Raw genomic sequence first — 21972 nt, 5'->3', positions numbered from 1 at the left:
CCTCTGCAATCCGAAGATGCGTTGGCACGCAACCTCGACGAAAAATCTCAGGTGCGGATTCTCCCAACCGGTCTCGCTTTTCTGGCCTCTGCAAAACGGACGTCCTTCGTTGCGCACCCACCCACGGTGTGCTAGCGTCAATATCTGCGAGGTCGCTTTGCGCGCATCAACACCCCTACCGAACTCCAGCCGCGTTCCAAATCGCAGCCATGAGCTCTCTGCCGAAGAGCAGAGCGTCTACCGACAGCTGGATCCAGCCAAAATTCCGCAACACGTCGCCATCATCATGGACGGCAACGGCCGATGGGCCGGAAAACGTGCCCTCAAGCGCTTCCTCGGCCACCAGAAGGGTGCCGAATCCGTTCAGTTCGTCGTGGAGACCGCCTCGCGCATCAATCTGCCCTGGCTCACTCTCTACGCCTTCTCGCTCGAGAACAACCTGCGCCGCCCCAAATCCGAAGTCAGCTTCCTCATGAAGCTGCTCAAAAGCTACCTCGTCGGCAACGTAAAGCGGATGAACGATAACAACGTGCGCATGGCCTACATCGGTCGCACACACGATCTCCCTCAGGAGGTGCAGGACACCATGCAGTGGGCCTCCGAGTCCACGGCGAAGAACACCGGCACCACCCTCACCTTGGCCCTCAACTACGGCGCCCGCTCCGAGATCGTCGATGCCGTCCGCACCATCCTCACCGACCTCACCACCGAAGCCCACACCCGCGGCTGCTCCGTCGAGGACCTCCTCGGCGCCGGCGCCCTCGAGTCTCTCGACGAGCCCACCATCGCACGCGCCCTCTACACCGCGCACATGCCCGACCCCGACCTCGTCATTCGCACTTCAGGCGAGCAGCGCATCTCCAACTTTCTCCTCTGGCAGATCGCCTACTCCGAGATCTTCGTCACCGACCGCCTCTGGCCAGACTTCAACGGCCTCCATCTGCTCGAAGCCATCAACGCCTACCAACATCGCGAGCGCCGCTTCGGTGGCCTCGGCGAAAGCTTCACCGACGAAGATCTCAACAACCTCGAGCCCGCGGAAGAAGTAGCCGCAGAGATCAAAGACCACCTCATCCCGAAATCGGACGCCAAAGTCGAAAGCAAATCAGAAGCAAAGACCGACGCCGTCCTCACTCGCCACTAGCTCATGCTGCAGTTAGTCGGAAGAATTATCAAGCCGAGCAACGCAAGGCCCCGTGCAGCTCGGCCACCCAGACAAGTTATACAAGTCACGAAGTGACCGCCCCGCGCGCAGCGGGCCCGTCCGGCAGGACACTCACGCATCATCGCAATCAGGACCTCTCAATCTGCTTCGCAGCTGCGTCGATGATGTCCGTGATCGCGTGAATCTGTTCCGTCGTCAGCGGGCCCTTCTTCATCCGCAGCGCCATCCGGAAGTTCTCCACCGCGCGTTCGATCTGGGGCGAGCGACCACCTCCCTGCTCACTGCGAGCGCGGTCCATCCTCGCGAAGATCGCATCCACCGCTGCCTTGTTCTGAGCCAGCGACTTGGCCCCTTCCTCCGTGATCGTATAAAGCTTCCTCGCGCCCTCGGAGACCACGGTCGCATGTCCCATCTCCTCCAGCATCGTCAGCATCGGATAAACCACGCCCGGGCTCGGCGCATACATTCCGCCCAGCCGTTCCTGGATCGACTTAATGATCTCGTAGCCATGGCTCGGTTTCTCCGCAATCTGCTGCAGAATCACATAACGAAGATCGCCGGCCCCAAAGAACCGCATCGGGCCTCCGCGTCCTCCGCGAAAGCCATGCCGGCCTCCGCCAAAGTCGCCAAAACCGCCTCGTTGATCGTCCCTGTGTCTCTCACCACGGCCTTCTTCTCTGCCATGGCAACCTCTGTAGTGCTCGTATAAGTGTTCGTGTAGTTTTTTCATGAATGGATACTACTAAGATATATCTTGATAAGTCAAGCTATGAATTAAAATAATCCGTAAACGCCCGATATATCCTGTTCAGAACTTTCATGAAACGCATCCTCACTGCCACAGTTCTCATCCTCGCCGTCTTCGCCCTCATCTTCTTCGGGCAGCTTTGGATGATTACCCTCTTCAGCGCCATCGTCGCAGAACTAGCCGCATACGAGTACCTCAAGCTGGCCGCAGTCGGTGCCGAAGCCCACGGCGCAACACTCCGCATCCCTATCTGGTGGATGGCCCTCGGAACCGCCCTCGCATTCGTCGTCACCCTGCCCAACGTCCCCGTCGAGTCGCAACTCCCCGTCCTCAGCGGCCTCACGCTGATCCTCTTTGCCTGGAACGGCTTCCGCGCCCCCTCATCCAGGTCCTGCCCGACACCGCCCAGGGCCTCTTCGGCCTCATCTACATCGCCTACCCCTGACCCTCATTCCTCTTCTCTGGAAACAGGAAGATGGTCCCGCACTCGTCCTCTTCCTCATGGTCTGCGTATGGGCCGGAGATATTGCAGCCCTCTACATCGGCCGAGCCTTCGGCAAACGCAAGCTCGCACCCCGTCTCAGCCCGGGCAAAACCTGGGCGGGCTCTATCGCCTCCATCGTCGGCAGTATGATCGCCGGAGGCATCGTCATCGCCATCGCCGACACCCTCAGCGCCAACGGCAGCACCCTGCTCCACATCTCCGAGCCGCTCTGGCAATCGCTCCTGCTGGCCGCAATCCTCAACATCGCCGCCCAGCTAGGCGACCTCCTCGAGTCCGCCATCAAGCGCGGAGCAGGCGTCAAGGACTCCGGCACGATGCTCCCCGGCCACGGCGGCATCCTCGACCGCATCGACGCCCTCCTCCTCGCCGCCCCAGTCCTCTGGTACGTCCTCCTCCTCAAGGACTACTTCGGCCTAGGCCGCTTCTAAACGTATTTCCACACGTCCACGCAGAGCGTTGCTCATCGCGAAGGATCCCGACACACTCATAACCGCCAATACCGTTCCCCCTTTCTGCCAAACAACCCGTCTTTCCCCACAGGAACCACATGCCAGAAGGCCACGTCTACATCCTCGGCAGCCGCACCGGAACCCTCTACACCGGCGTCACAAGCAGATTCGACCAACGCCTCTTCGAGCACAAAAACGGCATCAAATCCACCTTCGCCAGCAAATATCACTGCAATCGCCTTCTACTCCACGAGCGCTTCGTAGACATCCGATCAGCCATAGCCCGAGAAAAAGAAATAAAAGGCTGGACCCGAGCCAAAAAACTAGCCCTCATCCTCCAGCAGAACCCTGACTTCAAAGACCTCGCCGCCCAATACGGCTGGCAGATGCTCGCCCCGCACCAAAAAATAGCCGACCAGAAAAAGAGCTGAAGAAAGCCCCAACCTCTCTTTCAACCGCCTTGCCAGCTCCTGCCATCGCTTCACCCGCTGCACCACTGAATCACCAGCCTGCGCAGTCGAACCAATTGCTCATGCCGTAGAGTCATCCGCCACTGCCGTCAGATCATCCGTCTTTGCCGTCATCCTGAGCGCAGCGAAGGATCCCGATGAACTTAGATCCACCCATACCCTTCGCACCTCTCGCCAGAACTCAGTCTCCAGGAATCGCACAAATTCCCCGGAAGCCCTCAGACAAAATCCTGTCAACCCCTAAACCGCTAAAACCCGCTCCAATCAAGGAATTCGCGTGGCGTATTAGTTTCCCTCAAACAGCTATACTTGAAATAGTCGTCAACACAGGAGCTGCAGTTAATCGTAATCTCGACACATATACCTGTAAGTCGTTTAGATAGAATATTTTACCAGTAACCCCTTATGTTAGAAGAATTTACAAGCACCCGTTTTTCTATATAGCTGAAACCAGGCAACTTACAAAGAGATACCCCCTAGGGAGTACCCCTCAAGGCGCACAATCCCGAGAGATCACGACCGAAGTTGCCGAAGCCTGCAATCTGCGAAGATAAAGAACGTGAAAAAGTTAGCGATTCTCGGCTCGACCGGCTCAATCGGCCACAGCACTCTCTCCATCTGCGAATCCTTCCCCGACCGCTATCAGGTCATCTCCCTAGCCGCAGGCACCAACATCGACGACGCCTTCGCCCAGTGCCTCCGCTGGCGCCCCAGGGTCATCTCCTCGCCACCGAAGCCCTCGCAGCCACTCTGCTCACTCGCCTAAAAGCCGCAGGCATCACCAGCATCGAAGTCGTCCACGGCAGCGCAGGCACCGTACACGTAGCCACGCTGCACGAGGTCAACTTCGTAGTCTCGGCGATCGTAGGCGTAGCCGGCCTCGAAGCCACCTACGCCGCAGTCTGCGCCGGCAAGACCATCGGCCTCGCCAACAAGGAGTGCCTCGTAGCCGCAGGTGAGCTCATCCTCGCCGCCGCCAGGCAGCACAACGTAGCCCTCCTCCCCATCGACTCCGAGCACAACGCCGTCCACCAGTGCCTGCGCGGAGGAACCGCAGCCGAAGTGAAGCAGATCTGGCTCACCGCATCCGGCGGCCCCTTCCGCAACACCCCCTCGCCGACTTCGAGAACATCACCCCACAGCAGGCCCTCAAGCACCCCACCTGGGTCATGGGCCAGCGCATCACCATCGACTCGGCCACCATGATGAACAAAGGCTTCGAGGTCATCGAAGCCTGCCGCCTCTTCAACCTGCCTGCCAGCCGGGTCCGCACCACCATCCACCCTCAATCCACGGTCCACTCCCTGGTCGAGTTCGTCGACGGCAGCATCCTCGCCCAGATCTCGGTCACCGACATGCGCCTCCCCATCCTCTACGCCCTCGCCTACCCGGAGCGCGTCGCCGTAACCGAAAAAGAATCCCTCACCTTCGACCTGGCAACACTCTCGCAGCTGGACTTCTCTCAGCCAGACCTCACCCGATTCCCCTGCCTCCGCCTCGCCTACGAAGCAGCCGAAACCGGAGGAAATGCCTGCATCGCCCTCAATGCCGCCGACGAGATCGCCGTAGCCGCATTCCTCGAAGGACGTATCCCCTTCCTCGGCATCCCGCGTACAATAGAAGCTGTGTTGCAGCTAACTTCCGGTCAATCTCCGGCGTCTATCCTCGATGTGCTTGAAGCAGATCTTGCCGCGCGTGCCTGTGCGCGCGAAGTGATTGCCCGCCAACTCACCGGCGCCCAACGGTAGCCTGCAGCCAACCAAGTAACGAGGTCTTTCCGAACTTCATGGCAACAATCGTCCAGCTTCTCATCGTCCTCGGCATCATGGTTCTGGTCCACGAGTTCGGCCACTTCGCGGTCGCCAAGCTCTGCGGCATCCGAGTCGAGGTTTTTTCCATCGGCTTCGGCAAGCGCCTCTTCGGCTTCCGCCGCGGCGACACCGAATACCAGATCGCCGCCGTTCCTCTGGGCGGATACGTCAAGATGGCCGGAGAAATGTCCTTCCAGACCATTGAGACGGACGAGCCTCGCACAACCGATCCCGGCGACTTCAACGCCCATCCCCGCTGGCAGCGCATCCTCGTCGCGCTCGCAGGCCCGCTCGCCAACTTCATCCTCGCCCTCGGCCTTATGACCGGCGTCTCGATGCTCCACAACGAGGTGCAGGAGTTCATCGACGGCCCCGCCTACACTGACTACATCACCCCGAACACGCCCGCGAGCCGGACCGGCCTCCGTAGCGGCGACACGATCGTCCACTACGACTCCATTGAAAATCCAACATGGGATCAGGTGGGTATTCGCTCCCTGCTGAATCTTAACCAGACGATCCCCTTCTCCTTCATTCACAACGGCCAGCGTACCGACACCAAGCTCTTCGTCGAAAACAAGGGCGCTCCCGACGACTTTTCTCTGGACAACCTTGGCCTGATTCCGAAGATGCAGACGACGCCTGTTCAGGTCGACTCTCTTGAGCCCAACATGCCCGCGGCGCGCGCTGGACTCAAGCCCCACGACAAGATCCTCAGCATTGACGGACTTCAGTTACACTCTGTTCCTGCTCTGTTGTCCTATCTTCAGGACCGGGCCGGTAAGCCCGCGGCCCTTTTGATTCAACGCACAGCGGCTGACGGCGCGACCCAAACTCTTCCGGTTCAAGTTACTCCTGAACTCGCGGAGACGCCTGGTGGGCCTAAGGAAAAGGACTATCGCCTAGGTTTTGTGGCGGTGCAGCCTCCCGTCAAAGTAGAGAGACTGCCGCTGGGTAAGGCGGTGGTTGCGTCTTGGGAGTTCAACAAAAAGGGCTCTTTGCTGATAGTTGAAGTGCTGAAGCGGCTGTTTACACGTCAGGTTTCGGTGAAGAGTTTGCAGAGCCCGATTGGGATTGGGCAGCAAATTCATCAGGCGGCGCAGATGCCGGGCTGGATGCCGCTGATTGGACTCATGAGCTATATCTCGTTGAATCTGGGGATCTTCAACCTGCTGCCCATTCCGATTCTTGACGGTGGGATGATCCTGTTCTTGTTGATTGAAACGATTATGCGTCGGGACGTGAATCAGCAGATCAAGGAGCGCGTGTATCAGGTCGCGTTTGTGTGTCTGCTGGCGTTCTTTGCATTCGTCATCTTCAACGATCTGACGAAGCTGAATCTTTTTACGAAACTTAAACCTTAGGAATTCAGGAAAAAATAAACCCCGGAACGAGTGCTGTTCGCTCCGGGGTTTTGTTGTCTTTGCTGGTGTTTTTGACGGGTGTTTTTAGAAAAAGAGCGTTTTTGGTGTGGTGTTTTGCTGGTGAGAACGTGGTGGAATGCGTGGTGAACGTGGTGCGTTGACCGTCACTTCTTGGCGCGCGAAAAACACGCCAGCTTTTTCAATTATTTTCTCTCAGCGTTAGTTGAGGCTGCTCGCAGCTCAGCCACAATCTCGCCGACTGCCTTTCTCGCTTCGTCTTCCCGGTTGGGAGCGAAGCTGATTGCGCCTACGCGAGCGTGTCCGCCACCGCCGTAGCGTTCGCAGATTGCTGCGAGATTGACCAGTTCCGAAGGCATGAGCTTGGTCCAGGGGTTGGTTCCGACCGAAACCTTGGTGCGGAAGCTCGACTTACTCAAACCGACGTTGTAGGTCGCTTCGGGATGCAGATAGTACGGGATGAATTTGTTGTACCCCTCGGTCGGCTGGTCCGTGATATCGAAGGTGATCACGCCTTGGTCCACGGTGGCTCGTTGTTTGATCAGCTCGAGCGCGGCCCAATGCCGATCCATCAACGGACCCAGCAACTCCTGAACAAATCCCTGGTCCAGAACCTGATGCAGACTCATCTCGGTCAGAATCGGAATCAGTCTCTTGACCAGGGTTTCGTCGGAGGAGCTTTCGATGACCATCGTCAGCTTCATCGCGGGCTCGGCCATCTCGACTGCAGCTTTTGCGCTCTCGTAGCGTGCACCATCGACGATGTCGGCCCACTGGATCAGCTCCAGCATGGGAGCGGTATCGAAGCCGAAGTTGACCTGCGTGATGTCTGCGATCAGGCTGGTGCAGGAGATGTAGTTTGGGTTGAAGAACTTCCGCATGCGCTGCGACCCGTCGGCCTGTCCTGCTTCGAAATTCATCTGGTCTTCGGGCGTCAAAAACGCGCTCTGGTGATGATCGAACCACCAGGTCACCTTAGGCGAAGCGGAGTATTTGAAATCAACGATTGCATTTTCGCCGCTGCCGAAGTCTCCTTCGTCGAACAGGGCACCGGCCCGATGCACGAGCCCGTGGTAGGAGTATGAGTTCGCTGTCTTCACGCACTCCCGGTGGAACCGCGTGAACAGCGAAGCCGAACAGGCGCCATCGAAGCACTTATCGTGATAAAAGATCTTACAATCCAAATCGGCCATCTCCCGCGCTCAACACTTTCTGCAAGGTGTGAAGAGTCCAGCATAGCGCACCCGCATCCCTGGTGATCGATATCATTCTGCGGAACTTCCCGCAGGCTCTTCGCGTATTCCAATCCAGCCCCACGAGGATTCCCTTGCAGACCTATACCCAAGATCCATCACCCGACACGCCGCTTCCTCCGACTCCGCAATCTGCGATCGAGCGACCCTCGCCGCTGCGCCATGTGTTTTTCGGCACTGAAGGGCTTCGCGCGGGCTGGAGCATTCTTCTCTTCGTTGCTCTCTTCGCGGCCTTCCTCTTTCTCGCAAACTTCATCACGCACAAGATTCATCCACCCACCCACCAGACCTCGCCGGACCACACCATACCCTTCTACTTCATCTTTCTGAACGAGGCGGTACCTCTGTTGGGAGTTGGGATTATCACGTGGATCATGTCGAAGGTGGAGCGCCGCCCGATCGGCGTCTACGGTCTTGGAGGTGTCAGCAAACTTCCGCACTTTGTCGCTGGCCTCGCATGGGGCATCATCTGCCTCACGCCGTTCATTCTCATCCTCTGGAAGGCTGGTTTTCTTGTCTTCGACAACCGCCTCCTCTTTGGCAGCGACATACTCCGCTATGGCGCGCAGTGGCTGGCGTTATTCTTCGCTGTCGGTTTACTGGAGGAGTACTTCACTCGTGGCTATCTCCAGTACACGCTGACTCGCGGACTGGCCGGCCTCTTTCGATCAGCCTTCAAAACTCCTCACAGCAACGTTCTTGCCTTCTGGACTTCGGCTGTCATCTTTTCAATCCTCTTTGGCCTGGTGCACGGCAGCAATCCCGGAGAGTCGCCCATCGGGCTGCTTACCGCCGGTATCGCCTCGATGATGTTCTGCCTCGTTCTGTGGCGTACCGGATCCCTCTGGTGGGCCATCGGCTTTCATACTACCTGGGACTGGGGCCAATCTTTTCTCTACGGGGTAGCCGACAGCGGCATTATGGTTCCACACCATCTCCTCGCCACCCATCCCGTCGGCAGACCGCTGCTGAGTGGAGGCACAACGGGTCCTGAAGGCAGCATCGTCATCCTGCCGATCATCATCCTGATCATCGTGGTCATAGTCTTCACGCTGCCGCGCACCAACGCTGGCTATATCCGGCTCCTGGAGCCACAGGGCGAGTCCTACGACGGTGGCATCAAGGGAACTGGATTGGAGTAGCTCAATCAAACAGTCGATCGGGCAGGCCAAACTACGCGATCGGCGTGCCCTGATACCGAGTCTCCGCGAGGTCGAGCTCACGCTCCATCGTTCGAAGGACGTCGTCTCCGATGCGGCCCTTATCCCGTAGAGAGACGAGCGTGCGCCGCTCCGCCTGCAGGGCATCTTCCAGAATGCTTCGCAGTCGTGTCATCGTCTCCTTGTCGATGGCCTTGAGATGTCCCCCTCTTCGCCTCCGCCAACGGCTGCGAGCTTGTGCCTGTATCGATGAATCAGATCATCGTATAAGTGCTCGGCGTCTTGTCCATCGCGCTTGCGTCCTTCTTCGAGATGACGCACCGCTGCCCGTAGTACGATTCTTCGCGCCTCCTTCTCCTCAGGATCCATCCCGGAGGTGCCGGCAAGGCCCAGCGCACGAATCAACGCGGGGAGGGTGAGGCCCTGCAACACCAGCGTCACCAGAATGACGCAGAACGCAAGAAACACAATCAGGTTTCTCGTCTCTGACCGGCCATCTTCCAGCATCTCCGGCACTGAGATTGCAGCCGCCAGCGCTATCACACCACGCATTCCTGTCCATCCAACGACGAAGACCTCTTTCGGCCGCAGTTCCTCCTCTTTATGTCGCATCCATCGCCGTTCTACATACGACGCAATCTTGAAGACGGGAAAGACCCAGACCATTCGCAATACGATCAGCACAACGCTGAAGATCGCCCCATAAAAGATAAGGGTTCCCCTGCTGAACTTGCCGTGAATGCCATTGAGCACGTAGGGCAGCTGCAGGCCTATCAGCACAAAGACCAAACCATTCAGCATGAAGGTCAACGCATCCCACGCCGCGTTCACCTGCAGGCGCACTGCCGGCGAGAAGAACTGTGTACTCTTGCGGCTCAAGTAAATTCCGCACGCCACTACTGCCAAAACTCCTGAAGCCCTGGCGTGCTCTCCTGCGAGGTAAGCTGCGTAGGGAACGACCAGACTCACCAGGAGCTCGACCGGACCATCGTCTATGAAATTTTCCAGCCAGCCGACGACAATCCCGATCAGCAGGCCGATCAGAATTCCTCCGACGACCAGGTACAGCAGCCTGAGCGCGCCGCCACCGAGGGTTGGCGTCTGTCCCCCTGGATGATTCCGATACCTATCTCGAGCGCCAGCAGGCCGGTTGCGTCGTTGAGCAGGCTCTCGCCCTCGAGAATGTCGACGATTCGCCTGGGAAGGCCGATCGACTTTGCAATCGAGGTGGCGGCGATGGCATCCGTCGTTGCAACGACTGCGCCAAGCAGAAAGCCTGCCTTCCAGTCGAGCGCGGTGATGAAGTGGTCGGAGAAGAAAGCGACCCCCACACGGTGAAGCCGACCAGACCGAACGCCAGCATGCCGATCACTATTGCATTGCGGCGAAACTCACGCCAGGACATCCACCACGCGGATGCATACAACAGCGGCGGCAGAAAGACGACAAAGACAATGTCCGGATCGAGCGGAACACGCGGCATACGCGGCAGGAAGCTGATAATCAGCCCGGCCAGCACCAGCACGATTGGATACGGCACCTTAAGCCGCCGCGCCATGGCCGCAAAGCCCGCGACCAGAACCAGCAGCAGAAGAATGACTGTCTCGACAGCATGCAGACTGGATCCAGCTTCCATAACGCCCTCGTTGCGGTCCGGCATCGCGTTGCGAATGAAATTACGTCCAGTGTCTCTGAAACTGTGCTAAGTAAACCAGATTAAATTACACGCGCGAGGCGATGTCGAGTGGCGCGCAGATTCCCGCTCTCCATTTACACTTCGATCAAGGCCCATGAACCCGTACGAATCGATCGCCGCAGCAGACTCCCCGGAAGAAGCCCGCACCGCGCTGCGGGTTCAACGCAGCCGGATCTTTTATCGACTCATCGTTATTTTTACTTTGCTTGTCGTGTTTTTCGGCGCGTTTGGTTTTTTCTATGCGCGCCATTGGACTCGCCAGGCGATGCACGATGCTCTCCCGCAGGTGGATGGCGCGATCTCCGTCTCCGGGTTGTCCGCTTCTGTCTCGGTTCAGCGCGACGGCCACGGGGTTCCTCATCTTCGAGCGAGTTCGCTGGACGATCTCGTGACGGCGCAGGGGTATGTGACCGCGCAGGACCGGCTGTGGCAGATGGACGCACTGCGCCGACACGCCGCGGGCAACCTCGCGGAGATACTTGGTTCGCCTCTGCTTGAACACGACCGTGCTCAGCGCACCCTGCAGATTCGCGCAGCCGCCGACCGTGCGCTGGCTACTCTGCCGGCAGATCAGCTTCATCTGCTGGAGCGCTATGCAACTGGCGTCAATGCGTCGATCGCCGACCAGAGCGCTCATCTGCCGCTCGAGTTTCGACTGCTGCGCTATGTGCCTGCGCCATGGACTCCGCGGGACAGCCTGCTGATCGGCCTGGTGATGTTTCAGGATCTAACAAACAGCTTTCCGCAGGAGTTGAATCGCGAGGCGCTCACGTCGCAACTCCCTTCGCATCTGGTTGGCGACCTGTATCCTGTGGGCTCGTGGCGCGACCATCCGCCTGCTCAGCCTCTGGTCGATCTGACTGCGCCACAGCAGGATATTCCAGATATTCCGCTGGACGAATCGCAAACGAAACTTCGGATACCGGCGCTTTCTACTGCGAGTCCCGACGATCTGCTCGCCTTACAGCGGACACTCAAAAATCCCGTCTGCGAAGGATGCTTTGCGGGGTCGAACGACTGGGTCGTCTCGGGTGCTCACACGGCTACAGGCAAGCCGCTGCTCTCGAACGACATGCACCTTGCGCATAATATTCCCGGGATCTGGTATGAGGCGGATCTTGAAGCACCGGCACCCAATGGGGATCTGCACGTCTCCGGTGTCTCACTGCCCGGCGTGCCGTTTATCATCGTCGGCCACAACGCCCATGTTGCGTGGGGATTTACGAATCTCGGCGCTGAGGTGCAGGATGTCTACATCGAGCACACGCGTGGTAGTGGCGACACGATGGAGTATCAAACGCCGGACAATACCTGGCATGCGGTGATTCATCAGCAGGAGATCATCCACGTCAAAGGAGCGAAGGACGTTGTTCTCGATGTGCCTGCGACACAGCATGGCGGCGTGAATACGCCTGTCATCTCAGGCATCTTTCCCAGCGAGAAGCGCAGCCTCTCCCTCCGCTGGACGATCTACGACCCCGCAAACATCACGCCGTCTTTTTTGGCCATGGATACGGCAACCGACGGCGTTGGCCTCGTCTCTGCCTTCTCGAGCTTTGGCGGCCCTGCGCAGAATGTCGTCTATGCGGACGACCAGGGCCACATCGGCTACCATGCCGTCGGAAAGATCCCGATTCGCGGCAACATCGTTACGCCAAGTCCTATCAGCCCGGTTCCCGCCGACGCGCTCGACCCGGCGCAGGAGTGGGTTGGCACGATTCCCTATGACAATCTTCCGCGGGCGACCGACCCGCCGAACGGCATTCTAGCCACCGCGAACGCTCGCGTTACAAGCGACGACTACCCCTACCCCATCACCCTCAACTGGGCCGCCCCCTACCGCAACGAGCGCATCTGGAAGGTCCTGACGGCGCGCGCGGCCGAGACCAAAGACCACCTCACCTCCGCAGACATGCTCGCGCTCCAGACCGACGTCTACTCCGATGTTGACCATGTCATCGCTCAGCGTCTCGCCTATGCCATCGATCACACCACCAAAGCCGAGTTCACTGCGGACAAGATCGCCGCGAAACGTCTTCATCAGGCGGCGGATCTCCTCCGTGACTGGAACGGCAGCATGGACGCGGACGCCGCGGCCCCGGCCATCGTCGTTGCCACTCGCGCCGCACTGTGGCCGCTTCTGCTTGACCCGCAACTGAAGTCCCAACCTGAAACAAAATCGGATCTCCAGGCCGGAGTTCACCGCACGGGAGCCGCTCTCTACACCTGGGGCAACAAGTCTTACGCGGAAGAGTGGCTCATCATGCACACCCCCAGCCGCTGGCTTCCCCGGCCTACTCCACCTGGGACGACCTGCTGACCGCCGCCGTCTCGAAAGCCCTCGCCGACAACCACGCTCCAGCCGATCTCTCCAGGTGGCACTACGGCGAGTTCCGTCCCATCGACATCGAACACCCCATCTACAGTCAGTCTCCGATCCTTGAGCGCGTCCTCGGCCTGCCCACCAGCCCCGGCCCCCAGCCTCAAAGCGGCGACGACGTCACCGTCAAGCAGGTAGGCCACAGCTTCGGCCCCTCCGAGCGCTTCACAGCCGACCTCTCCGAACTCGACCACAGCACTCTGAACGTCGTCCTCGGCGAATCCTCCAACCCTCTGAGCGCGTGGTTTATGGATCAGTGGCCCGCCTGGTATCACGGCACCACGTTTCCCCTGCCCTTCAGCCATGCCGCAGTCGATGCGGCAACAACCCACACCCTGACGCTCACTCCGAAGTAGCGATCCGTCTCAACTGAGAGGAATCGCAATGCCATGCTGCAGGCGAAGATGCCCGGGAAGCTTCAACTTCTTGAGCTTTCGCTCCAGCACATCCACCTCCGCCACCGCAATCTTGCCGGACCACTCGCACTCTCCAAGCTCTACCGAGACGATCTCGCCCTTCTTCAAACTCAACAGCAACCCCCGTATCGTAGTCACGAGTCCGACATCGAACGCGATCTCGTGAACCTTCACTCCTGCCAGCCGGACATCCACATACGGGTGCAGGGTAGAGTGGATCGAGTGGTCGGCGATCGCTGAAACAATCTCCATCTCCGGGTTGCTCCGGCTCTGCCGCACGTCTTGCATAAACTTCGAGTAATGCTTCCATCCGTTCGCCAGCGTTGCCAACACGCTTACATGCATCGCCTCCGCCAGCGAATCGGCCACACCCTCCTGCACGCTGCTCCAGGAGATCATCTTCGGGACCTTCTTGCGCAGATCCGTCAACTCCTCCGCACCGAGCCCCGCCTTCAGGTCGGTCTCCGCCTCGCCGCCTGAGACGAGCGAAAACAGATCGCCTATGCTCATATTCTCGGTAAGAACTGCGGTCGCTTCTTTCGTTCTGTTCTCCTCGGCCGTCTCTGTCATCGCTGCTCCTATCCGGACCTGCGTCTCTTCTTTGAAAAGGTGATGCGCTCTTCAGCGGGCCCAACAGCAGGAACAAAACTCAGCGACACATACGTCTCTCTGCCTAACAACTTCATCTTCGGCACGTCCCAGCGGCAGCCTGTAGTCACCTTCAGCAGCGTGTGCAGACCAAAGAGACCCACTCCGGCGATTGTCGTAAGCAGCACCGCAACCCGCGGCCAGATGGCAGGCCCGACCTGCAGCAGAATCTCACGGTTGAACTCGCTGTTCCCCACCCTGGCCCTGGCCGATACCTTGTATAACTTCGGCTTCGCATAACGATGCGTGCCCGACTCGCTTACGGTCTCCTTCGCCGAACCGTCGCCCCAGTCCAGTTGGTAACTCGTCCCCTCCTGCGACGGCGTCAACGCCGGCACCACGACGATCTTTCCTCCCACCACCGGTCGAAGGGGCTTAGGAGTTAAGGTCAGAGCGACCGTCGGTGGAACCAGAGGAGAATCGGACCCTGCCCGCGCGACGGCGATCCGATCTCAGGAATGCTCTTTGAATGATCCGGACTCGACGGCGCTTGAGGCGGTGGCGTCGGTGCATTTCCTGACGGCGCGTCTGAATTCTGAGCCGTCGACGGCGACGCGCTCGGTGTCGGCCCTGCTGGTGTCGGCCCTGCTGGCGTCGGCGCATTCTGCGGCATTTGCGGATGTTGTCCGCTGTCAGACGGCTGCACAGTCTGCAGGGGCGGCAAACCCGGCACCTGCGAAGTGATCTGTGGCGGCGGCAGCGGCCGATATCCATACGGCGGAATCACCCCATACGACGGAATCACCGGCGGTGGTGTCTTCGGAGGGTGTCGCGGATACGTCGGGGCCGGTGTCGGCGATCCCTTCGGCGGCCAGCGCGGAGGCTGCCGGGTATACAAACCAGTAGGCGGCGGATCTTTTGTCGTTGATGGCGGGGAGTTCGATCCAATCCCCGGCGACTCCTTCGAACCTCCCCTGAAGCATTCGGGTTTTGTGCAATCCCTGGCGGCGAATTTGACCCAATCACTCCCGACCCGGTCGAGCCTCCCGTCGTGTCTCGTGTAGGTGTAGGTGTAGGTGTAGGTGTAGGTGTAGGTGTCGGTGTCGGCGCCGAGTCCGATCCAGTTGTTCTCGTCCCGGTCGGTTGCCAGTTCATGTGCATCTGGTCGGAGGGGTTCGCCGCTGGCGCAGATGCGGACGGCTGCGCCGGAACAGTGGCCAACGCTCCCTTCGCCGACGTACTCGCCGATGGTGATTGATTAGGAAGCGTCTGCAGCGGCTTGAGTGTACCTGTCGGCTGCGGCTGCACCGACGGCTGCTTCTGCACATTCGCCGGCGCCACCTTCGTCCCCGCTGCAGGTGCTCTCCTCGGTGCCGGTGCCGGTTGCTGCCGCTTATACGACGTTCCGGAGGTCGAGCCGCCGTTATGGTTTGTCCCGTTCTGCGCTGCCGTCCTCGCCGCGCCCATCCCAGCGCCTATCAGACTCAGCACTCCGATCCATCCAACGCGTCTCATCATGGAACTCCTCCGGGGATCGCAGGCTTCCACTCTTTGAAGAATGGTGTCACAACCCTGTAAACCGTTTCCGAGTAAAATCCTTTGCGTGCACGCGGGCCGCGAAACACCATCCTGAAAAAGAGGACAACTGAATGGCACACCCCTTCTGTCACCTGGAACTAGGCAGCACCGACGTCACGAAAGCCAAAACCTTCTACGCGAACATGTTCGGCTGGACGATCACCGACATGGATATGGGCGGTGGCATGATGTACTCCACCTTCAAACCCGAGGGCGCCGGCCCCGGCGGCGGCATGATGACACAGCCCGTCCCCGGAGCGCCGTCAGCCTGGCTGCCCTACGTCGCAGTCGATGACGTTCACGCAGCTACAAAAAAGCCGCGGGCCTCGGCGCGAATGTCCACGTGGACGTTCAGGAGGTGCCGAACATGGGCTGGTTCAGCGTTATCAGCGACCCCACCGGAGCACCGCTCGGCCTCTGGCAGCAGAAGGTGTAATACCTCAACGACGCATCGCAGCGAGTCAGCACACAACGGCCGGGTCCCCTTTGCACTCTCATCGCAAACCGGGGTCCCGGCCAATTCTATTGGTGAGATAAAAGGAGTGGCGATCGAACGAAACAGGACTGTTCCTTCGTCGAACCCAATCACCACCCTACACCCGGTCGCTGCCGAAGCCCGTCATACACTAGTCAGCAGATGCGATCCACTCACCTTCTTCTGGCCCTCACTCTCGCAACGACCCAAGCCGCAAGCTTCGCCTCCGCTCAATGGGATATCGAAGAGTCCCACACCACCGCTAGCCTGCGCGGCATCCACAACGTTGGTGGAGGAGTCGCATGGGCCAGCGGTACCAATGGCACTGTGCTGCGCACCGAAGACGGAGGCTACCTCTGGCAGACCTGCACCATTCCACCCGGAGCGGAGAAGCTCGACTTCCGCGGCGTCCAGGCCTTCGACGAAAACGCCGCCATCGTCATGTCCAGCGGCCCCGGCGATCAATCCCGCCTCTTCAAAACCAACGACGGCTGCCAGACGTGGAAATTAGTCTTCACCAATCCCGATGCTGGCGGGTTCTGGGACACGCTTCGCATTACCGATGCCAGAACGGCTTACCTTCTGGGAGATCCCGTGGACGGCAAGTTCGCAATGTTTTTCACCGACGACGGTGGAGATAATTGGTTCATCGCCAACGACCCCGGTCGTGGAGCCTCTCCGGGAGACGGGGCCTTCGCCGCGAGCAATTCCGCACTAACATCGAGCGGGCCATTTCTGTTTTTCGGTACGGGATCGAGCGCCGGTACCACAACACTCCCGCACGTTTACTCCACTCGAGCCAAATGCGTTCCACCGCCAGATAAACCCAAAGCACCCCCTCTCACCTGCACCATTGAATGGACACGAGCCGAGGTCCCCATGGCTGCCGCAGGTGCTACCTCTGGCCTCTTCTCTCTCGCGACCCGCATGAGCCCCACCAAAAGCGGTGTCTCCAAAATCACGCTCGTCGCGGTCGGAGGTACCTACGATAAGCCTGAGCAAGCCTCAGACACTGCTGCCACATCCGAAGACGGTGGCAACACCTGGACTGCGTCCAAAGCCCCGCCCCACGGTTATCGCTCCTCTGTGGCCTACGACCCCACCCAGAAACTTTGGATCACTATAGGCCCTAACGGCACCGATATCTCCACCGACGACGGCAAAAACTGGCGCCCACTTACACCCTCATCTACTGATCCTGCGGATGCCGACAAAAACTGGAACGCACTCTCGCTTCCGTTCGTCGTAGGCCCGCATGGACGTATCGGCCGCCTTCGCACCATCGATTTAAAGTTAGTGGCAGCAAAGAAACAGTAGTCGCCAAGCAGCTGACGACTTCCCAGGCAACATCGGCGCGCAAAAGATTACTGAGGCTGCTGTGGCGTAGTCGGAGTGGTTGTGCCATTCCCTTGTGTGCCGGATGTCGGAGATGATCCGAATCCAGAACTCGGCGACGATCCGAATCCAGAACTCGGCGACGATCCGAATCCAGAACTCGGCGACGATCCAAATCCTGAGCTGGGCGAAGACCCAAATCCGGAACTAGGCGAAGAGCCGAAGCCCGAACTACCTGACGATCCATACCCAGAGGTTCCGGTCCCGGCACCACCAACGCCTGAGTTCAGTCCGCCGGCCGATCCAAGTCCCTGGTTCCCTCCGCCCAGTAGAGCTGCAGCGGCCTTCATCTGTTCAATCCGAGGATCGTAGATAAACTCCCACGTGTTGTACGACGTCTGCTCATTCAGCACCTTGATCGAGATTCCCTCTTTCGGAATCCCCACGCCGACGAACGGCGCTCCACCACTCGAAAAACCACCGGACGATTGGCTCGCAATCCCAGTCGCAGATCCCAATGTGCTGTTAGTGCCGGTCCCGGTCCCAGTCGAGGCAGTTCCCGAGCTGTCCGTCCCTCCTGTAGATCCTGTCGCCCCGCTCGCACCCGGGCTTGAAGTCCCGGCTCCCGTGGTGGCACCCAAAGTAGTCCCGGCGGAGCTTGTTCCCCCCAACGTAGTTCCTGACGAGCCACCAAAGGCGCTTGACCCCGACCCGGACGAACCGAATGCGCTGCTGCTCGAAGATCCATAGGACGACGGGGAACCTGAGGCTCCTGCGCCCGCCGCGCCAGGGGATGCCAGGTTCGCGGCCGATCCCAACCCCGGTGCAATGCCCGTCAACGGCTTCCCAAAGAATCCCTTCACAGTAGTCTTCGCCTCGCCGACGTGAATCAACCGCCAATCCGCCTTGCCCGTGAAAGGGTCCACGTACTCCTGTCGCAGATACTTCACAGGAGTTCCCTTCGCCAGTGCATCCATCGTGCCCGGATAGGAGTTGTTCTTGCGGTAGTAGAGCTGGATCGCCCGCACGTACTGGTTTCCGCGATGCACCGCCTCCACCTCACGCTCGCGCCTTAGCCCCTGCGCCATCTTCGGAGCCGCGATCCCCAGCACCAGCAGAATGATGAAGATCGCGACGATCAGCCCCACGAGCATAAAGCCCTGCTCACCTTGTCGCTCACCGACGTGCAGATCACCGACGTGTCGCTCACCGACGCGCAGATCACCGACGCGCAGATCACCCTTCGCGCACTCACGCAGATTGCGCTTATCAAGCCGAAGACCGGAGCGAAGTTTCCTCATCGCATCTACCTCGAGCAACAGTCTCACCGCGCCAACAACGGCAGCGTCTGCGTATTGCTGTTCGCCATATCCTCCACCTGCACGGAGTTGGCCGAGATCGTTACCACCCTATACCGCCGCTGCACGATATCGCCATCGGAGGCCAGAAACACATCCTCTCCGTGCAACAGAAACGCCCTGCGTGTTCCGTTCGCTGCGGTCGCGGTACCAAAGAACTTCAAATCGATCGGAGGCGGTGGCGGCGGACCCGGTGGAGGTGGCGGCGGACCCGGCGGCGGAGCCTTCACCGTTCTGACTGGCACAATCGGCTTTGGGATATCAATCGGGGCAGAGTTCGCCGAGAATATATTCCGCCCACTGCCCGAGTACACCAGCGACTCGGTCACCAGCATCGCATCCATTCGCAGGGTCGGATCAAGCTGCGCCGAGGTCGTCCCCAGCTTCTTTGCGGCCGCGCCCGCGACGTTCCCTGATGGCACCGCAACGCCCGCCACCGCAACAGGTGCAGACCTCGCCGGAGCAGTAACGACGACAGGCGGTGCGACCGGCGCGGGACTGTCATCACGCAGTTCGTAGTACAAGACCCCAGCCGCAACCAGCACGAACGCACCGATCGCAGCGCCCTTCTTCTGTTGATCCGCAGTCAGGCGCATCATCGCTTGCCTCCCGCCGCAGGTCCTTCCGCGGTGCTGTCAGCGGCCTTCTCCCCTGCACCAGCCACACTCTTCTCCGAGCCTTCCGTCCCTACCGGCGAACGCAGGTAAGTCGTCAGTCGCAGCCTCAGCCCGACCGTCCCGCTCTGCTGTCCAGTCAACGTGAGGCCGGTGATCAGGAAGTACATCTTGTCCCGCTCCAGCGAGTTGATAAAGAGCACCAGCGGCCGGTAGTCCCCGCTCAAACTCGCATCCATTCGCGCCTCAGTCAGTGCGCCGACGGTCCCATCCATCACTGGGGAGTGCGCGTACTGCACCCGCGTCAACTTCACACCTTGCTTCTTCGCCAATGCACCGACCTCCCCCGCCACCTGGGAGTCCGCAAAGGGCAGGCGCTGTTTGTAGAACTTGTCAGCATCCTTCGTGGCCTGTGCCAGCTTCTCGTCCAAACCTTCCAATGGCTGTTTTGCAATCTCCGCCGTCTTCATCTGTACCATCTGGTCCGCCAACGCAGCCGCATTCTGGCTGTTCGCCGCGCGCCACGCGAAGGCCATATGCGCCAGCAGGTAAAGATTCACCAGCCCCAACGCCACCACCCCCGCAATATGGAAGTTCTTCAGCGTGCCCAGACGGCTCGCCTTCTCGGCCCATTGCTTCGCCGCAACTGCGGTTCGCTTCTTCTCGGCTACCGTCGTCATCGCGTTGGTCCCTTCTGCGCCGGAGCCTTCGCCACGCCGGTTTTTGGAGACGCAGGAGAGGCGCTCTTCGGACCCGTCGTCCTCTTCTTCTTCGGCACGTCCGCGGACGAATCAGCCTCCGCTGCACCGCCCTTGCCCTTCGCCCCGACGTCTTTCGTCGATGTCTCCGGCAGCGGGTTATATCCACTCAACACATCGAACTGCACCGCTCCGGGAGCCATCACCTGCGCCGCGTTCCGGTTGCCTTCCTGTGTCTGCGCCTGTTCGGAAGCAAGCCTCGGCGAAAGGAACCGTTGCGACGTCTCCAGATTTCTTACCAGCTGCACGGCCTTGTCGCGATCCCCGCTCACCCGCAGCCGGATGTTCACATCGCCTTCCTTCGTTATCGCCGGATCGATGCTGGTCACCTGAACGCCAACCGGCAGCACCTTCTCGAGATCCATCATCACGGCCGTCCAACTAAAACTCTTTTCAGCAAACATCTGGTTCAGAAAACGCGACCGATCCAGCACAGCCATGTTCTGCGGCTGGTGCATCCTCGCTTCGTTCGCCTGACGCTCATGCTGATACCTCTGCGTCTTCGCCTTCAGGGCGTCCATCTGCGCCTGCGCAACGCGGGCCTTGGCATTCAGCGAGCGCAGAGCAAACCCCAACCCCACCGCCAGCAGAGCCAGCACTACCATCGCCAGCCGAAGCTTCGCAAACAGCGGCCTCAGTTCAATAAACGGTCGATTCGCAAGATTGACAGAGATCCGCATCAGTTCTTCAGCGCTCCCCGGACGCCGGCCAGCCAGCCTCGCGGCACACTCGCCGTCACTGCTCCCGCCTCCATCATTCCTGAATCCATCATCTCGCGCACCCGCAAGCCCTCCAGCCCGTTCTCTTCGGCCGCCGTCGTCAGCGTTTCCACATCCAGCGTTCCCGCCATCAGCAACTGCCCCGGAGCCGACTGCAACGAATCCTCAAAGTACGCCGCCGCCACGCTCACCGCCTGCGCTACTTCTCGCGCTGCTGCCTGGGCCTCAATCTCCCGCACCAGAGCCGAGTTCATCACCGAAGGCGACACCGCAGACGGCGCATCGAACCGACCCCATCCCTCCGGCCCCAGCGGCTCCTGCTGCGCCCACTCCTGCACCGAACTCTCCCGGTCCACCAACGGGACCGCGCTCTCCACAAGTTCAACCGGAGCACCACCCCCGCGCCCATATCTACCGAACGATGCAGCAGCAGAACTCCCCCTGCACAATCGCCGTCGTCACCGAACCCAGCCCGGCGTTCACCACCAGCACCGGCGACGGCGTCTCTTCAAGTCCCGCCAGCGCTGCCAACGTACTCGGGAGCACCGCACCCGGCTGATACCCCGCGCCAAGCACCATGGCCTCATACTCCTCGAGCACAGCCTTCGGCATCGCAACCGCCAGCAGTTTGACCGTTCCCTTCTCGCTCGACATTACCTGGTAGCTCACCATCGCATCATCGGCGTCGAAGGGCAGCAGCTTCTTCAAACGAAACCGCACCAGAGGCAATGCCTCCGCCACCTTGGTGGGAAGCTGATCGAAGTCCAGAAACAGCACACGCACCGCCGAATCCGGCACCACCAGCGTCACATCCCGCAGCCGACCCGCGCCGCGCTCCGGCCGATCCGATGATCCCCGCCCCGAAACGGCGTCCAGCGCCTTGCGCACCGCTAACGACACACAGGTCTTATCGACGACGTTGCCTGGCTTCAACCCAGGAGCCAACGCACCATTCGCCAGATCCACTCGTGCCACAGAGGTCAGCAGAGCAGTCGCATCCTCGGCCCGCGCCGCGACAACGCCCTCTGCGCGAACTTCAACCGCCAGCCGCGGCCGCGTGCCCAATGTCTTCGGTAAAATTTCCATTCCGTCCTAGACTACCTTGCTCTATC

General features: G+C 59.9%; 23 protein-coding genes and 4 pseudogenes. 12 read left to right on the top strand and 15 right to left on the bottom strand.

The genetic code is table 11. From position 1 onward, the window contains the following. Positions 1-157 precede the first annotated feature (157 nt). On the top strand, positions 158-1144 hold the full coding sequence (locus RBB80_RS16390; protein WP_433969430.1) for an isoprenyl transferase: 987 nt from the start codon (positions 158-160) through the stop codon (positions 1142-1144). Between the two features lie 148 nt (positions 1145-1292). Here the strand turns inward: RBB80_RS16390 and RBB80_RS16385 are convergent, their stop codons facing one another. Both RBB80_RS16385 and RBB80_RS16380 read right to left on the bottom strand, forming a co-directional pair. Beyond that, positions 1293-1742 (bottom strand): PadR family transcriptional regulator, encoded by a 450-nt coding sequence (locus RBB80_RS16385; RefSeq protein ID WP_433969428.1) that lies wholly within the window; start codon positions 1740-1742, stop codon positions 1293-1295. After that, positions 1706-1849 carry a hypothetical protein gene (locus RBB80_RS16380; RefSeq protein WP_433969427.1) on the bottom strand — a complete coding sequence of 48 codons (144 nt, stop codon included), beginning with the start codon at positions 1847-1849 and terminating at the stop codon, positions 1706-1708. Before RBB80_RS16380 ends, RBB80_RS16385 begins: the two co-directional genes overlap by 37 nt. Before the next feature lie 135 nt (positions 1850-1984). Between RBB80_RS16380 and RBB80_RS16375 the strand changes: the two are divergent. The 5 genes and pseudogenes from RBB80_RS16375 to rseP all read left to right on the top strand — a co-directional run. Then, a pseudogene (locus RBB80_RS16375) lies at positions 1985-2152 on the top strand (phosphatidate cytidylyltransferase); the annotation flags it as partial. 262 nt (positions 2153-2414) lie between these two features. Then, the gene (locus RBB80_RS16370) at positions 2415-2846 is read left to right on the top strand and encodes a phosphatidate cytidylyltransferase (protein ID WP_433969425.1); all 432 of its coding nucleotides are present in this window, start codon (positions 2415-2417) and stop codon (positions 2844-2846) included. Positions 2847-2965: 119 nt separating this feature from the next. Then, positions 2966-3298: a GIY-YIG nuclease family protein gene (locus tag RBB80_RS16365; protein ID WP_433969423.1), complete on the top strand. Its 333-nt coding sequence runs from the start codon at positions 2966-2968 to the stop codon at positions 3296-3298. 598 nt (positions 3299-3896) lie between these two features. After that, positions 3897-5085, top strand: a pseudogene (locus RBB80_RS16360) (1-deoxy-D-xylulose-5-phosphate reductoisomerase). Positions 5086-5123: 38 nt separating this feature from the next. Beyond that, complete coding sequence (gene rseP, locus RBB80_RS16355) at positions 5124-6512, top strand: RIP metalloprotease RseP (RefSeq protein WP_433969422.1); 1389 nt, start codon at positions 5124-5126, stop codon at positions 6510-6512. A 203-nt stretch (positions 6513-6715) separates the two neighbouring features. Here rseP and RBB80_RS16350 read toward each other — a convergent pair whose 3' ends face one another. Then, positions 6716-7723, bottom strand: a complete 1008-nt coding sequence (locus RBB80_RS16350; RefSeq protein WP_433969420.1) for a DHH family phosphoesterase — start codon at positions 7721-7723, stop codon at positions 6716-6718. 134 nt (positions 7724-7857) lie between these two features. On the opposite strand from RBB80_RS16350, the gene RBB80_RS16345 reads away from it, so the two are divergent. Further along, the gene (locus RBB80_RS16345) at positions 7858-8925 is read left to right on the top strand and encodes a lysostaphin resistance A-like protein (protein WP_433969418.1); all 1068 of its coding nucleotides are present in this window, start codon (positions 7858-7860) and stop codon (positions 8923-8925) included. 31 nt (positions 8926-8956) lie between these two features. Here RBB80_RS16345 and RBB80_RS16340 read toward each other — a convergent pair whose 3' ends face one another. From RBB80_RS16340 to RBB80_RS16330, 3 genes and pseudogenes are all read right to left on the bottom strand, one after another. Beyond that, on the bottom strand, positions 8957-9118 hold the full coding sequence (locus RBB80_RS16340; protein WP_433969417.1) for a hypothetical protein: 162 nt from the start codon (positions 9116-9118) through the stop codon (positions 8957-8959). Continuing rightward, positions 9115-10274: pseudogene (locus RBB80_RS16335) on the bottom strand (cation:proton antiporter). Before RBB80_RS16335 ends, RBB80_RS16340 begins: the two are co-directional and overlap by 4 nt. A gap of 53 nt (positions 10275-10327) precedes the next feature. Beyond that, positions 10328-10501, bottom strand: a pseudogene (locus RBB80_RS16330) (cation:proton antiporter domain-containing protein); the annotation flags it as partial. 232 nt (positions 10502-10733) lie between these two features. Between RBB80_RS16330 and RBB80_RS16325 the strand changes: the two are divergent. Further along, positions 10734-12959 carry a penicillin acylase family protein gene (locus RBB80_RS16325; protein WP_433969416.1) on the top strand — a complete coding sequence of 742 codons (2226 nt, stop codon included), beginning with the start codon at positions 10734-10736 and terminating at the stop codon, positions 12957-12959. Further along, the gene (locus RBB80_RS16320) at positions 12893-13375 is read left to right on the top strand and encodes a penicillin acylase family protein (protein WP_433969414.1); all 483 of its coding nucleotides are present in this window, start codon (positions 12893-12895) and stop codon (positions 13373-13375) included. Before RBB80_RS16325 ends, RBB80_RS16320 begins: the two co-directional genes overlap by 67 nt. 9 nt (positions 13376-13384) lie before the next feature. Here RBB80_RS16320 and RBB80_RS16315 read toward each other — a convergent pair whose 3' ends face one another. From RBB80_RS16315 to RBB80_RS16305, 3 genes are all read right to left on the bottom strand, one after another. After that, a complete protein-coding gene (locus RBB80_RS16315; RefSeq protein ID WP_433969412.1) occupies positions 13385-14005 on the bottom strand; it encodes a hypothetical protein in 621 nt (206 codons plus the stop codon). Positions 14006-14013: 8 nt separating this feature from the next. Further along, positions 14014-14442: a hypothetical protein gene (locus RBB80_RS16310; RefSeq protein ID WP_433969410.1), complete on the bottom strand. Its 429-nt coding sequence runs from the start codon at positions 14440-14442 to the stop codon at positions 14014-14016. Between the two features lie 273 nt (positions 14443-14715). Beyond that, positions 14716-15006 (bottom strand): hypothetical protein, encoded by a 291-nt coding sequence (locus RBB80_RS16305; protein WP_433969409.1) that lies wholly within the window; start codon positions 15004-15006, stop codon positions 14716-14718. Positions 15007-15074: 68 nt separating this feature from the next. On the opposite strand from RBB80_RS16305, the gene RBB80_RS16300 reads away from it, so the two are divergent. The 3 genes from RBB80_RS16300 (at position 15075) to RBB80_RS16290 (ending at position 17393) form a co-directional block, all read left to right on the top strand. Then, a complete protein-coding gene (locus RBB80_RS16300; RefSeq protein ID WP_433969407.1) occupies positions 15075-15281 on the top strand; it encodes a hypothetical protein in 207 nt (68 codons plus the stop codon). 21 nt (positions 15282-15302) lie between these two features. Then, positions 15303-15578, top strand: a complete 276-nt coding sequence (locus RBB80_RS16295; protein ID WP_433969405.1) for a hypothetical protein — start codon at positions 15303-15305, stop codon at positions 15576-15578. A 660-nt stretch (positions 15579-16238) separates the two neighbouring features. Beyond that, positions 16239-17393 (top strand): YCF48-related protein, encoded by a 1155-nt coding sequence (locus RBB80_RS16290; protein ID WP_433969403.1) that lies wholly within the window; start codon positions 16239-16241, stop codon positions 17391-17393. 47 nt (positions 17394-17440) lie between these two features. Here the strand turns inward: RBB80_RS16290 and RBB80_RS16285 are convergent, their stop codons facing one another. Genes RBB80_RS16285 through RBB80_RS16260 form a run of 6 tightly spaced genes read right to left on the bottom strand, consistent with a single transcriptional unit; the run spans position 17441 to position 21946 of the window. Continuing rightward, the gene (locus RBB80_RS16285) at positions 17441-18712 is read right to left on the bottom strand and encodes a type II secretion system protein (protein ID WP_433969401.1); all 1272 of its coding nucleotides are present in this window, start codon (positions 18710-18712) and stop codon (positions 17441-17443) included. Between the two features lie 23 nt (positions 18713-18735). After that, entirely contained in the window at positions 18736-19368 is a 633-nt protein-coding gene (locus RBB80_RS16280) for a hypothetical protein (RefSeq protein ID WP_433969400.1), read from the bottom strand. Further along, a complete protein-coding gene (locus RBB80_RS16275; protein ID WP_433969398.1) occupies positions 19365-20063 on the bottom strand; it encodes a hypothetical protein in 699 nt (232 codons plus the stop codon). Before RBB80_RS16275 ends, RBB80_RS16280 begins: the two co-directional genes overlap by 4 nt. Next, positions 20060-20821 (bottom strand): PilN domain-containing protein, encoded by a 762-nt coding sequence (locus tag RBB80_RS16270; protein ID WP_433969396.1) that lies wholly within the window; start codon positions 20819-20821, stop codon positions 20060-20062. The genes RBB80_RS16275 and RBB80_RS16270 overlap by 4 nt, the downstream gene beginning before the upstream one ends. Then, positions 20821-21237: a hypothetical protein gene (locus tag RBB80_RS16265; RefSeq protein ID WP_433969395.1), complete on the bottom strand. Its 417-nt coding sequence runs from the start codon at positions 21235-21237 to the stop codon at positions 20821-20823. The genes RBB80_RS16270 and RBB80_RS16265 overlap by 1 nt, the downstream gene beginning before the upstream one ends. A 34-nt stretch (positions 21238-21271) precedes the next feature. After that, positions 21272-21946, bottom strand: coding sequence for a hypothetical protein (locus RBB80_RS16260; RefSeq protein WP_433969394.1), 675 nt, complete (start codon positions 21944-21946; stop codon positions 21272-21274). Between the last annotated feature and the right edge of the window lie 26 nt (positions 21947-21972).

This window comes from Tunturiibacter gelidiferens (assembly GCF_051013345.1).
GTDB lineage: Bacteria > Acidobacteriota > Terriglobia > Terriglobales > Acidobacteriaceae > Edaphobacter > Edaphobacter gelidiferens_A.
The sequence above is the reverse complement of the archived record's forward strand: the minus strand, read 5'-3'. Positions and strand labels throughout refer to the sequence as shown.

Coding starts and splice junctions, on each gene's coding strand:
- RBB80_RS16385 (WP_433969428.1), bottom strand. CDS start 1,742: ATGCGGTTCTTTGGGGCCGGCGATCTTCGTTATGTGATTCTGCAGCAG.
- RBB80_RS16380 (WP_433969427.1), bottom strand. CDS start 1,849: ATGGCAGAGAAGAAGGCCGTGGTGAGAGACACAGGGACGATCAACGAG.
- RBB80_RS16370 (WP_433969425.1), top strand. CDS start 2,415: ATGGTCTGCGTATGGGCCGGAGATATTGCAGCCCTCTACATCGGCCGA.
- RBB80_RS16365 (WP_433969423.1), top strand. CDS start 2,966: ATGCCAGAAGGCCACGTCTACATCCTCGGCAGCCGCACCGGAACCCTC.
- rseP (WP_433969422.1), top strand. CDS start 5,124: ATGGCAACAATCGTCCAGCTTCTCATCGTCCTCGGCATCATGGTTCTG.
- RBB80_RS16350 (WP_433969420.1), bottom strand. CDS start 7,723: ATGGCCGATTTGGATTGTAAGATCTTTTATCACGATAAGTGCTTCGAT.
- RBB80_RS16340 (WP_433969417.1), bottom strand. CDS start 9,118: ATGACACGACTGCGAAGCATTCTGGAAGATGCCCTGCAGGCGGAGCGG.
- RBB80_RS16325 (WP_433969416.1), top strand. CDS start 10,734: ATGAACCCGTACGAATCGATCGCCGCAGCAGACTCCCCGGAAGAAGCC.
- RBB80_RS16315 (WP_433969412.1), bottom strand. CDS start 14,005: ATGACAGAGACGGCCGAGGAGAACAGAACGAAAGAAGCGACCGCAGTT.
- RBB80_RS16305 (WP_433969409.1), bottom strand. CDS start 15,006: ATGCTTCAGGGGAGGTTCGAAGGAGTCGCCGGGGATTGGATCGAACTC.
- RBB80_RS16290 (WP_433969403.1), top strand. CDS start 16,239: ATGCGATCCACTCACCTTCTTCTGGCCCTCACTCTCGCAACGACCCAA.
- RBB80_RS16285 (WP_433969401.1), bottom strand. CDS start 18,712: ATGAGGAAACTTCGCTCCGGTCTTCGGCTTGATAAGCGCAATCTGCGT.
- RBB80_RS16280 (WP_433969400.1), bottom strand. CDS start 19,368: ATGATGCGCCTGACTGCGGATCAACAGAAGAAGGGCGCTGCGATCGGT.
- RBB80_RS16275 (WP_433969398.1), bottom strand. CDS start 20,063: ATGACGACGGTAGCCGAGAAGAAGCGAACCGCAGTTGCGGCGAAGCAA.
- RBB80_RS16270 (WP_433969396.1), bottom strand. CDS start 20,821: ATGCGGATCTCTGTCAATCTTGCGAATCGACCGTTTATTGAACTGAGG.
- RBB80_RS16260 (WP_433969394.1), bottom strand. CDS start 21,946: ATGGAAATTTTACCGAAGACATTGGGCACGCGGCCGCGGCTGGCGGTT.